We start from the raw sequence: 12,202 nt of genomic DNA, 5'->3' as shown, positions 1-12,202 counted from the left end.
TTAAGTGAAATTTTTATGAGCGATTTTCCGATTATATCGGCGCAACTCGAAATATATCAGCGATTTTTTTAATATATCGACTTACCGACAAATGACAGGACCGGATAATAAAAAAAGGGTGCTCCAAAATAAAACTTGGAGTACCCCTTTTATTATACGAATTCAGTTTACTTCCCTGCTTCGATTTGCTCTAATGCAGCAGCTACTTGCTCTTCCGTTAATTCATGTTGTATTACGTAGCGGTTACGTGGACTTACACGACATTCATGAGAACATGCACGTAAATATTTCGCTTCGTTTTCTTCAGAACATAAAATTTTCTTATTACATTCTGGATTTGAACAGTTTACATAGCGCTCACAAGGTTCACCTGTAAAGTGGTCTTTACCAACGATAACATGTTCTTTTTGGTTTACTGGTACAGCAATACGCTCATCGAACACGTAACATTGTCCATCCCAAAGCTCACCTTGTACCTCTGGGTCTTTTCCGTACGTTACAATTCCGCCGTGAAGCTGACTTACATCTTCATAGCCTTCACGAACTAACCAACCAGAAAACTTCTCACAACGAATTCCGCCTGTACAATAAGTTAAAATCTTTTTACCTTCAAGTACTTCTTTATTTTCACGAATCCAATCTGGTAATTCACGGAATGATTCGATATCAGGTTTAATCGCACCTTTGAAGTGACCTAAATCAAACTCATAATCATTTCGTGCATCAATGATAACTGTATCTTCTTGTTTCATTGCTTCATAAAAATCTTTTGGCTCTAAATACTTCCCAGTTATTTCGTGTGGGTTAATGTCATCTTCTAGACGAAGTGTAACTAACTCTGGACGAGGACGCACGTGCATTTTCTTGAATGCATGACCATCAGCTTCATCTATTTTAAATACGATACCGTCAAAACGTGGATCATTGTTCATTGCTTCCATGTATTTCTCTGTTTGTTCTACAGTTCCAGAACAAGTTCCGTTAATACCTTCTTTCGCTACAAGAATTCTTCCTTTTAATTCAAGTGAATTACAAAATTCTAAATGCTCTGCCGCGAATTCTTCTGGGTTTTCAATTGTTGTGTACATGTAATATAGTAATACTCTGTATGGTTTTGTAGTTGCCAATGTATTTCTACCACCTATCTAATTTTTAAAATCATGTATAAGTTAACGTTCATATCAAAACATATATAATAAGAAAATGAATCCCATTTTCTTTTCTTTATACTATTTTCTATCAGTTAACAAAAATAAAAAACAAGATTACACATCAAAACACTATGGTTATGTTGTAATCCCAATATATTATATATCATACAAATGCAATTCCATCAATTAATATGCTGGATTATCGGCTTTATGTTCACATAAATTTCAAAATTGACCCTTTAATTTATTATGTTTCCCCACGTCATCACACCATAAACTCCCAATTTATTTTACGTTATCACACCATCCATTGCATAAAGGCATATAATTTGCATTAAGGAAACTTTCGTGTTCAAATGAAATTATCATATAACATATCTAAATGTATTGAAATAATGAGTAAGAATAAATACAATAATTTCATCAAGTTAACATTTTAAAGGGGAAAACTACTATGAATAAAGATATAACAAAAGATGAACATCTCCCTTCTGAAAGTACAACCGTACAATCAGCTCACTTAGCTTTAAGTGGAGAAACAAAAGGCTGGAAAAGACTGTTACCATTTTTAGGACCCGCTTTTATAGCGTCCGTTGCTTATATTGATCCTGGCAACTTTGCTACAAATATCGCAGCTGGTTCACAATATGGATATTTACTATTATGGGTTATACTCGCCTCTAACTTAATGGCTGTATTAATCCAAACTTTATCAGCTAAATTAGGAATTGCTACAGGAAACAATTTACCCGAAATAGCTCGTGAAAACTTTCCAAAGCCTGTGTCTATCGGTTTATGGATACAAGGTGAACTAGTTATTATGGCTACAGATTTAGCGGAATTTATTGGAGCTGCATTGGGGCTTTACTTACTATTTGGAATCCCGATGCTACCTGCCGCTTTAATTACAGCAGCCGGATCATTTATTATCCTTGAATTTCAACGTAGAGGATTTCGTCCACTAGAAGCTATTATTACAGGAATGATTTTCATTGTAGTAATTGCTTTTGGGATTCAAGTTTTTTATGCAAAACCAGAATTAAGTCCCCTTCTTTCAGGACTATTTATTCCAAAATTCCAAGGTGTAGACAGTATATTACTTGCAGCAGGGATTTTAGGTGCGACAGTTATGCCGCATGCAATATACTTGCATTCTGCATTAACACAACGCCGTGTGGTCGGAACAACTGACGAACAAAAGAAAAAGATTTTTCGTTTCGAATTTATCGATATTATTATTGCAATGGTTATTGCTGGAGCAATTAATGCAAGTATGTTAATTGTTGCTGCTGCACTATTCTTTAAAAACGGCTTGCACGTTGAAGATTTAGATGTTGCTTACACTCAATTTACCAACTTAGTAGGTCCTGTATCAGCTGCTTTGTTTGGAATTGGGCTCTTATCAGCAGGACTATCTAGCTCTTCTGTCGGTACAATGTCGGGTGATATTATTATGCAAGGTTTCATTCGCATGCATATTCCGTTATACTTACGCCGATTTATTACAATGATTCCACCATTAGTTATTATCGCTTTAGGTGTAAATCCAACTTACGCTCTAGTCATGAGCCAAGTCGTCTTATCATTCGGTATTGCATTTGCACTAGTGCCACTTATTATGTTTACAAGTAACAAAAAGATTATGGGTGCACTCGTTAACCACCGTATAACAACATTTATCGCTTGGATAATTGCAGCACTCGTTATCGTTTTAAATATCTTCTTACTGTATCAAACATTTGTAGGGTAATGAAAAAAGGGTATTCCAATTTTAATTTGGAGTACCCTTTTTGGATGAAATGATTTTCTTCTAGTTACCACTTGTGTATGTCCCTCTTTCCGGCATCATGACACCATTTTCAGTTCGAAAGTAAAGTGGCAATCCTTCCGCAAAAAACATACTTACCTTGGACGGATCTTGCCTTTGATGATGAATATGTAAATGCGGCTCACTTGAACTTCCTGAGTTACCGACTTGAGCAAGAAATTCTCCTTCATTTACATGTTGTCCTTCTCTCACATTAATTGATCCTTTCTTTAAATGGGCAAGAATTAAAAATGTGCCCGTTTCATCTAGTCGTAAATAAATATGATTCCCAGCCATTGACTGAAAATTATCCGATCCCGGAACTAAATCTTGTTCATTATTATTAATTGATACAACCGTCCCAGAAGCTGGTGCCATTACTTTCGCTCCATATATTCCGTAATCCTCTAACTTACTACTTTTCACTTCAGCAGGTGGAATGAGAATATCATATGCCCACCTTTCATTTGGTTTTATAACGTGATAGTTCATTTCTAACCGATCACCACCCCAACCTATTAATGCTCGCTCATTCAAAGGAAAACGAACTACTGCTTTAGGACTCATAGATTGTATATCTGCTGGATAAGCAATTCTACCTATATTAGCAAACCAACCGACAGGCCAAGCTCCAATGATAGAAAACAGAATGATTAAAAATAGCGTTCTATCTATCCGCTTTCTAAAAATGCCTTTCCAAAAAAATATTATTACTGATCCTACCAAGAGGAAAACTGAAATAAAACTAAAAGCCTGTATACTCCACCAAACAAAAACTGATGTAACACCATTAGCTACATAAACTAAGATCCAACTTATAATTAAAAAAGAAACTATAATTACTAATAAAAATGCCTTCCACATGTCGCGTCCCTACTCTCATATCCTTTTTCTCAATGATACAAAGTAAAAATTACGACATATAAAAGAAATACTTACGACTTTCTTACTTTTTTATACTGCGGTAATTTCACAGTAAAAACTGTTTCTTTATCGTTACTACGTACAGTGATATCCCCTTGATGGAGATCGGCTATACTTTTTGAAATTGCAAGTCCTATTCCTTTCCCGCCCGTATGAGAACTACGTGATTTTTCACTACGATAAAATTTCTCAAAAACGTAAGGAAGGTCCTCTTTCGGAATGCATTGTCCAAAATTTTTAATTTCTACTTCAACATTCATTGTTTTATTGGAAATTTCAATTGCAATTTCCTTTCCATCTTTTCCATACATAATACTATTACCTATTACATTTTCAAATAGTCTCACTATAAGTGCTACATCAACTTCTACATGCAGCACTTCATCACTTTTAATATAAAAGCTCATATTAGCATCATCTAATTGTGGTACAAAGTCAATCATGATTTGTTCAATTAATGCTTTCATATCTACTTCATCTTTATGTAATTCAATCTCTCTATAATTTATTTGACAATATTCTAATAAATCATCTATTTGATGTTTTAATTCATAACTTTTTCGCTTTAATATACTTACATTCTGTTCACATTCCTCTCCATTCGAATGAAGTTTATTTCCTAACAGGTCCGCATAACCGATTAAAGATGTTACTGGCGTTCGTAAATCATGAGAAATATTACTAATCATTTCATTTTTCATTTCCTGTGATTTTTTTTCATTCTCGATAGACTCTTTTAAGCTTTTCGCCATTCTATTAACATTTGCCGCTAGTTCACCAATCTCGTCATTTTTCAAAATAGGTATATGTATTTCAAAATTACCGTCACTTATTTCCTTCACGTTCTTGTTAATTTGAGACAACCTTTTCATCAGTGTTTTTGTCATACATGCAAAGTATGTTGTAGTAAAAATCAAAAAAACTATAAAATATAAAAATGAATATTTTTCCTCTAAAACATTAACCTGACTATATATATTTCCAACTAAAATTTGAAACACTATTATACTTACAGTCGCTAACAAGATGCTACATATGAATGCGATAAAAAACTTAGCTCTAATGCCTTGTAATGATTTAATCTTCAATTTTATATCCGACTCCCCAAACATTTTGAATAAACTTCGGTTCTTTTGGATTCTCTTCAATTTTATTTCTCAATCTTGCAATATGAACCATTACTGTATTATTACTTTCATAGGCTCTTTCGTTCCAAACGCTCTCATATATTTCTTCAATTGTGAACACACGATTCCTTGCAGCTGCCATTAAGTGTAAAATATCATATTCAGTTTTCGTAAGATTGATTCTTTCTCCATATAACATTACTGTTCTCGACACTTCATCTATTTCTAAACCTCTAATATTTATTTTCTTTTCCATTACTTGGGGAGCATTTTGATTGAAATATGTATACCTTCTTAATTGAGCTTTCACTCTTGCGATAAATTCAATTGTACTGAACGGCTTCACAATATAATCATCTGCCCCAGTACTAAATCCAATTACCTTATCTACATCCGATGATTTCGCGCTTAAAAACATAATTGGTAAACTATGTTTCTCTCTAATCCTTCTACAAAGTTCTATACCATCCATTTGAGGCATCATAATATCCAAAATAGCAAGTTGAATACTGTTATTATTTATTATTTCTAAAGCCTCTTCTCCGTTATGAGCACTAAAAACTTTAAAACCTTCTTGTTTTAAATTCACATTAATAAATTGAATAATATCTTTATCGTCATCTACAATTAATATTGAATTTTTTTCCATTTCCAAACCTCTTTTTTGAAATATATTCCACATCTAAGTTTATCATAAATCAAATCTACCCTTACACCTTGAATAATCTTTATTTTCAGATTAAATTATATAATAACAAATACATTCTATTTTCATGTGAAAAGGAGCGAAAATATGTTTCCTTTATTAAAAACTGAAAGACTTATTTTAAGAGAACTTACCGAAGAAGATGCACCGCGTATACTACAATGCTTTTCTAATACTAATGTACTGCGCTATTATGGCCAAAAACCGTTACAAGATGTTGATCAAGTGAAACAAATCATTCATAACTTTAAGTTGAGTTACAATGCAAGAAACGGTATAAAATGGGGAATCGAATTAAAAGACAAGAAAGAACTCATCGGTACCATTGGTTTTCACGATTGGTCTTCTGAGCATAAACGAGCCAATATAAGTTATGCCTTTTTGCCTGAACACTGGGGAAAAGGATATGCGACTGAAGCTGTTTCTGAGGTTATATCATACGGTTTCCATACGATTCATTTAAAGCGGATTGGGGCAATTGTATTTCTTGAAAATGAAGCTTCCAATAAAGTGCTATTAAAACTAGGTTTTGAAAAAGAAGGAGTTCTAAAAAATTATATGTATCAAGATGATATCCCATATGATACGAATTTTTACGCTTTATTAAAATCGGTTTAATAGAATTCATGTGTAAAAAACCTTACTTTTAAAAAGTAAGGTTTTTTGTATTTATTCATTAGCAATATAAGCATTCTTATAAGTATAAATACCACCAAATTGATGCTTTTCAATTCCTTTTACATAATCCTTTTGTACATATGCTGAGCCAATATGATAAAGCGGCGCCACCGCAGCATCTTCTAATAATACCTGCTCGGCTTCTCGCAACGCTTTCCATCGATTTTCCGTATCTAGTACAAAATCCGTTTTCGCTTTCTTTATTAATTCATCGTAACGAACATTAGAATAATTCATTTTATTATTCGGATTCCCTGTCGTAAATAACTCTAAATAACTAATTGGGTCTTTATAGTCAGGTCCCCAATTTGCCATAGTTATATCGTAATCACCTATTTGTTCTAACTGTAATTTTTGCTTAAATGGCTGTTGTTTAATTTGTATCGTTAACCCTTGCAAATTCTTCTCTAAATCACCTTTTATATATTCTGCCATACGTATTGCATTATCTTGTTCGAACGTTAAGAACTCTAGGTTTACTTGTTCTACCCCAAGCTCTTTTTTCGCTTCTTCCCAAAGTTTTTTTGCATTTTGCAAATCATATGAGGAAATATCTCCATTTTCTTTTCTAAAATCTTTACCAGTCACTTCATTTACATGACCAACTGGTACAAGTCCACTTGCAGGTTTTGCTCCGTTATTAATAAAGTGAGCAACGAAATCATCTTTATTTAACGCTAATGAAATAGATTGACGCACCTTTTTATTTGCTAACGCGGTATTTTTTTCATTAAAACGAAGCATAGCAATTCCAGGATCACTCGACATATGTAATTCCTTATTCCCTTTATACTTGTCTACAACTTGCGAATTAATAGGTACTCGATCTAAATCTCCAGCTTCATATAAATTTACAGCTGTCATTGTATCCTTTACGATATGAAAGTTTATTTCGTCTAATTTCACTTTCTTTCGATCCCAATATGTAGCATTCTTCTTTAATTGAAACTCTTGTTCATGCTGCCATTTTTCTAATACAAATGGACCGTTATATATGAGATTACTAGGTTCCAATGCATAATTGTTTCCTTGTTCGTTCAAAAATGATTCATGCTGTGGTAAGTATATAGGTAGTGCTAACAACTGTAAAAAATACGGAACTGGCTGTTCGAGTTCAACTTCTAACGTATAATTATTTATTGCTTTAACCCCAAGTGCATCAAGAGGCATTGTTCCCTTATTAATCTCTTTCGCATTTTTCACATAAAAGAGCATGTATGCATATTGAGATGCCGTTTCAGGATTAATTGCACGTTTCCATGCAAATATAAAATCATTTGCTGTCACACTGTCTCCATTTGACCATTTTGCATCTTTACGCAAATCAAATGTATATTTCTTACCATCTTCACTTCTTTTAAACGATCTTGCTACTGCTGGAATAGGCTGATCTTGATCATTTAATACATATAACCCCTCAAATATATTCTGCATAACGTGGGCTGATGTACCATCCATTGTTTTCGCAGTGTCCAGAGAAGGAATTTCTTCTGATACTGTTACATTTAACACTTGTTTTTTAACCTCTGTATCACTTTTATTCGCTTTATTATTACAAGCTGTTAATAATAAAGATGTAACAAGTGCCATTACCATTAAATGGCTCTTTTTTCGCTTCATGAGTTGTTCTCCTTAAATATAAAATATTATAAAGCGTAATATATTATAGCAGAAATACTAACAGAAAGATGCGACATTCTTTTGAATATTTATTCGTTCAAGAAAAAAGCTATCCTTTTAAAAGGATAGCTTTTTCAACTGCCACATAATTATCTATCTTTGCAGACCTCGTTTATAACGACTTGCTTCAAATATAATACGCTCTTCATCTAACGTTTTACATTCGCCATTCCAAACGACATGTTTTCCGTTAATAATTACATCGCTTATATCTTTTCCACTAGCAGCATATACAAGATGTGATAACACTTCATCCGCTGGTTGTAAATGCGGCTTATTAGACGGGTCAATCGTAATAAAATCAGCACACTTACCAGCTTCTAGTGACCCTGTTTGTTTCATCCCGATTACTTCCGCAGCTCCTTTTGTCGCAAGAGAAAGAGCTGTTTCAACTGGTAATGCTGTTGCATCTTGGTGAATACCTTTTTGTAATAAAGTCGCTATGCGCATTTCTTCAAACATGTCTAAATTATTGTTAGATGCAACACTATCTGTTGCAATTCCTACTTTTATTCCTGCTTCTAGCATCGCTTTTACATTCGCTATACCAGAACCTAGTTTTAAATTACTATTTGGGTTATGTGCTACTCGAACATCATGTTCTGCTAAAAATGCACGCTCATCATCATTTAATACTACACCGTGTGCAATAACTGTTGGGCGTTTAAACAATCCGCAGCTCGCTGCATATTCTACTGGACGTTTTCCGTACTGTGCTTCAATATCACGTACTTCACGCTCTGTTTCAGAAAGGTGGATATGAACCATTGTTTGATTCTCTACTGCAATACGAGCACACTCTTCTAACAATTCTGTACTACATGTATATGGACTATGTGGTGCAACCATCGTAGTTAACATGCCACTTTCTTTATAATAACGCTTCACATATTTCTCAGCTTCTTCAATCGCTTTCTTTTCATCGTCTTTCGTTCCGAAGCTAAATAAAGTCCTTGAAACAGCAGCTCGCATCCCGCTCCTTGATACCGTTTCCATAATTGCGTCTTGATCTACTCCAATTGGATTAAACATGTCAGAGAATGATGTTGTACCACTTTTCACCATCTCAAGTAATCCTAATTCCGTACTAGCGACCGCAATTTGGGGAGTAAATTGACTTTCCAGTGGCCAAATTCTCGTCTCAAGCCATGGCTGTAATAACATATCATCTCCAATACCTCTTAGGAGACTCATTACAACGTGTGTATGTGTATTTACAAGCCCTGGTAAAACCCACTTTCCTTTCATGTCAATTACTTCATCTACTTCAAATTCATTAGCGAATTCTCCGCTCTTTACATCTATAATTTGATCATTTTCTACAATGATATATCCATTTTCTATCACTTCGTTTTGTTCATTCATCGTTACAATTGTAGCGTTTACATAAGTTGTTTTCAAAAGTATTTCCCCTTTCAACTCTATGAAGTTCCCTTTAATAAGTTACCACCATTATAGTAACTTATTAAAGATTAAGAGTCAAAAGATAATTTTAATTCTTTCGTTATTTTTCCCTTCAAAATGTTATATTGCTTTTCATTTGTATCTGCAAATGCTTCTTCCCGATTTGACTTTTCATCCATATAATTCAATTTCCCATTGAATTGAGTCTCTGTAAAATCAAATCTCTGCCCATCTATAAAGTTATAAAAGTGCCATACCTCTCTTACTTTTGTCTTTTTAATTTCTCCTCCGTATATGTCTTGAACGACAAGAGCTGTAACACCACATTGTCCCTTTGCTGGGTTTTCAATTGTCCACTTTGAACTCGTTTCAATCGACCACGATGTTATTAGTGCTTCATATATTCTTTTTTCCTTTACATCATCCATTCTAATCTTCCCCTACTATTAATAGTTTTACACATCATATTTCAAAAGAGGCAGTACACGCCCCTTAAAGATAGTTGATGGTGTCTCTCCTATTAACTGTGCTCCCATTTTCAAGTAATATCCTTTTGCATTCGGATCACTATCAATTGTAAAACTTTTTAATCCTAGTTCATTGGCTTTTTCTATTACATACTCCCAAAGTATTTTCCCGTAACCTTTTCCTTTGTAATGAGGATGAATGTACAAGAAATCGAGAGCTTTATCATTACGTAAAAATGAGAAAAAACCAATCTTCGCATTATCGTTTACTAAAACATATACAAAATTATTTTTTATGTACTCTTCCGTAATTGTTAAATCTTCCTTACAAGCAAGTATGAATTCTTCACTATAATTCCACGTTGCTTTTGAATGTAGTGCGAGTTCACTTAATTCATTTGCTTCACTTAATAATGCTTCTCTTATCTTCATGATTCTTTTTCCTCACTTTCAATATGTACACTACTAAATTGATTCGGAAAGCACTTCAAAAAAACCTTTAATTTCCATAAAATAGAAATTGATTTTATAAATCTTTATTATAATCAGTACGATTTTCAACAATTTTTTTAAAGAAAAAGAACGCCATCCCTAAAAGTTGGCGTTCTCTTTTTCTAAAATTTAATCTTCAAGCTCACTCATTCGTTTTACTATTTCGTACGATACAAACCTATACAGTTTCTACTACCGCTTCAAGCATTGTTCCATTTTTAGCATAGTTCGTATGCCAAGAAAAAGCTTTTTCTAAAATATGAGGAGTTTGTCCACCTCTTATTTTTGCTTCTTCGTAATAAGCTCGTAGCTGTTCACGATACATTGGATGTGCGCAATTCTCAATAATAAGTTCCACTCTTTCTCTTGGCGCAAGTCCCCTTAAGTCGGCATATCCCTGTTCAGTGACGATAACATCTACATCATGTTCAGTATGGTCTACATGAGAAACGAAAGGAACGATACTTGAAATGTTACCACCTTTCGCAATCGATTTAGTAACAAAGATAGCTAGGCGAGCATTTCTTGCAAAATCGCCAGACCCACCAATACCATTCATCATTTTTGTACCTAAAACGTGAGTAGAGTTAACATTTCCGTATATATCTAATTCTAATGCAGTATTAATTGAGATTAATCCAAGGCGACGAATAATTTCAGGATGATTGGAAATCTCTTGTGGACGCATCATTAATTTGTCACGATATTTTTCAAAGTTAGAAAATACTTGTTGCATTTTCTCTTCAGAAAGCGTGATAGAACAACAAGAAGCAAAATTGACTTTTCCAGCATCCATAAGATCAAAAACTGCATCTTGTAAAACCTCGGAATATACTTCTAAATCTTCAAATTCTGAATCTAACATTCCATGCAATACGGCGTTAGCCACTGAACCAATTCCTGATTGTAACGGCGCTAAACGATTTGTTAATCGGCCTACTTTGACTTCTTCTCGAAGGAATTCTATTAAATGCTGTGCCATAATAACAGTTTCTTCATCCGGAGGAACAATTGTCGATGGCGAATCCAATTGATTCGTAAACACAATTCCCTTTACTTTTTCAGGATCAATTGGAATACCGATTGTTCCAATTCGGTCATCTGTTTTCACAAGCGGAATTGGAAGCCTCTCCCCTTGTTTACCTGGTTCATATAGATCATGTAGCCCCTCTAATTGCGCGGATTGAGCCATATTCATTTCAATAATAATAGACTTAGCATTTAAGGAAAACGCTAAGGAATTTCCAATTGAAGTGGTTGGAATAATCATTCCGTCCTCTGTAATCGCAACCGCTTCCAAAATAGCGAAATCTATATCCAGAACGTCAGCACGGAGTAACTCTGCTGTATGAGACAAGTGTTGATCCACAAATAAAAAGTCTCCGTTATTAATTCCTTTTCGCATAGTAGCGTCAGCTTGGAAAGGTAATCTTTTCCCTAAAATTCCTGCCTCAGCAAATAATTTGTCTACATCCGATCCTAAAGAAGCCCCAGTATAAACATTTACTTTAAAAGATTCATCATTCTTAACTCGGTTTACAAGCGCAAATGGGACTGCTTTTACATCACCTGCACGTGTAAACCCACTTAAGCCTAAAGTCATTCCACTTTGAATCCAGGAAGCTGCTTCTTCAGGTGTAACTACCCGATCTTTTAGACGTTGATCTCTGATTCTATCTAAATTGTTCTCCATATGTAATCCCTCTCTCATTGAATATTCATAATTATTTTACACATTAACACTATCAAAATAGGGATTTTAGTAT

The 12,202-nt window shown here is 34.1% G+C and carries 11 protein-coding genes; 2 read left to right on the top strand and 9 right to left on the bottom strand.

The window, feature by feature from the left end:
• Window positions 1–167 precede the first annotated feature (167 nt).
• Complete coding sequence (gene trhO / locus ACTFN4_RS10005) at window positions 168–1,127, bottom strand: oxygen-dependent tRNA uridine(34) hydroxylase TrhO (protein WP_000246231.1); 960 nt, start codon at window positions 1,125–1,127, stop codon at window positions 168–170.
• Between the two features lie 478 nt (window positions 1,128–1,605).
• Here trhO and ACTFN4_RS10000 point away from each other — a divergent pair, with 478 nt between their 5' ends.
• Complete coding sequence (locus ACTFN4_RS10000) at window positions 1,606–2,901, top strand: Nramp family divalent metal transporter (RefSeq protein ID WP_001030679.1); 1,296 nt, start codon at window positions 1,606–1,608, stop codon at window positions 2,899–2,901.
• Window positions 2,902–2,961: 60 nt separating this feature from the next.
• Here ACTFN4_RS10000 and ACTFN4_RS09995 read toward each other — a convergent pair whose 3' ends face one another.
• The 3 genes from ACTFN4_RS09995 to ACTFN4_RS09985 form a co-directional block, all read right to left on the bottom strand.
• A complete protein-coding gene (locus ACTFN4_RS09995; protein ID WP_000265298.1) occupies window positions 2,962–3,822 on the bottom strand; it encodes a M23 family metallopeptidase in 861 nt (286 codons plus the stop codon).
• Between the two features lie 71 nt (window positions 3,823–3,893).
• The gene (locus ACTFN4_RS09990; protein ID WP_439962254.1) at window positions 3,894–4,994 is read right to left on the bottom strand and encodes a HAMP domain-containing sensor histidine kinase; all 1,101 of its coding nucleotides are present in this window, start codon (window positions 4,992–4,994) and stop codon (window positions 3,894–3,896) included.
• Complete coding sequence (locus tag ACTFN4_RS09985; protein WP_000414517.1) at window positions 4,960–5,658, bottom strand: response regulator transcription factor; 699 nt, start codon at window positions 5,656–5,658, stop codon at window positions 4,960–4,962. Before ACTFN4_RS09985 ends, ACTFN4_RS09990 begins: the two co-directional genes overlap by 35 nt.
• A gap of 144 nt (window positions 5,659–5,802) precedes the next feature.
• Here ACTFN4_RS09985 and ACTFN4_RS09980 point away from each other — a divergent pair, with 144 nt between their 5' ends.
• Window positions 5,803–6,333 (top strand): GNAT family N-acetyltransferase, encoded by a 531-nt coding sequence (locus ACTFN4_RS09980; RefSeq protein WP_000484220.1) that lies wholly within the window; start codon window positions 5,803–5,805, stop codon window positions 6,331–6,333.
• 51 nt (window positions 6,334–6,384) lie between these two features.
• On the opposite strand, the gene ACTFN4_RS09975 is transcribed toward ACTFN4_RS09980, so the two are convergent.
• The 5 genes from ACTFN4_RS09975 to ACTFN4_RS09955 all read right to left on the bottom strand — a co-directional run bounded on the left by ACTFN4_RS09975 (window position 6,385) and on the right by ACTFN4_RS09955 (window position 12,129).
• Window positions 6,385–8,013, bottom strand: a complete 1,629-nt coding sequence (locus tag ACTFN4_RS09975) for a peptide ABC transporter substrate-binding protein (RefSeq protein ID WP_439962253.1) — start codon at window positions 8,011–8,013, stop codon at window positions 6,385–6,387.
• Window positions 8,014–8,166: 153 nt separating this feature from the next.
• Window positions 8,167–9,492 carry a bifunctional S-methyl-5'-thioadenosine deaminase/S-adenosylhomocysteine deaminase gene (locus ACTFN4_RS09970; RefSeq protein ID WP_153019414.1) on the bottom strand — a complete coding sequence of 442 codons (1,326 nt, stop codon included), beginning with the start codon at window positions 9,490–9,492 and terminating at the stop codon, window positions 8,167–8,169.
• A 53-nt stretch (window positions 9,493–9,545) separates the two neighbouring features.
• Entirely contained in the window at window positions 9,546–9,905 is a 360-nt protein-coding gene (locus tag ACTFN4_RS09965) for a YunG family protein (protein ID WP_063219841.1), read from the bottom strand.
• 27 nt (window positions 9,906–9,932) lie between these two features.
• Complete coding sequence (locus ACTFN4_RS09960; protein WP_063219840.1) at window positions 9,933–10,376, bottom strand: GNAT family N-acetyltransferase; 444 nt, start codon at window positions 10,374–10,376, stop codon at window positions 9,933–9,935.
• 238 nt (window positions 10,377–10,614) lie between these two features.
• Window positions 10,615–12,129 carry an acetyl-CoA hydrolase/transferase family protein gene (locus tag ACTFN4_RS09955; RefSeq protein ID WP_000429812.1) on the bottom strand — a complete coding sequence of 505 codons (1,515 nt, stop codon included), beginning with the start codon at window positions 12,127–12,129 and terminating at the stop codon, window positions 10,615–10,617.
• Window positions 12,130–12,202 lie beyond the last annotated feature (73 nt).

Origin of the sequence: Bacillus cereus group sp. MYBK95-2 (genome assembly GCF_051915225.1) — a bacterium.
Lineage (GTDB): Bacteria > Bacillota > Bacilli > Bacillales > Bacillaceae_G > Bacillus_A > Bacillus_A cereus.
This window is presented reverse-complemented; position numbering and strand designations above follow the sequence as displayed.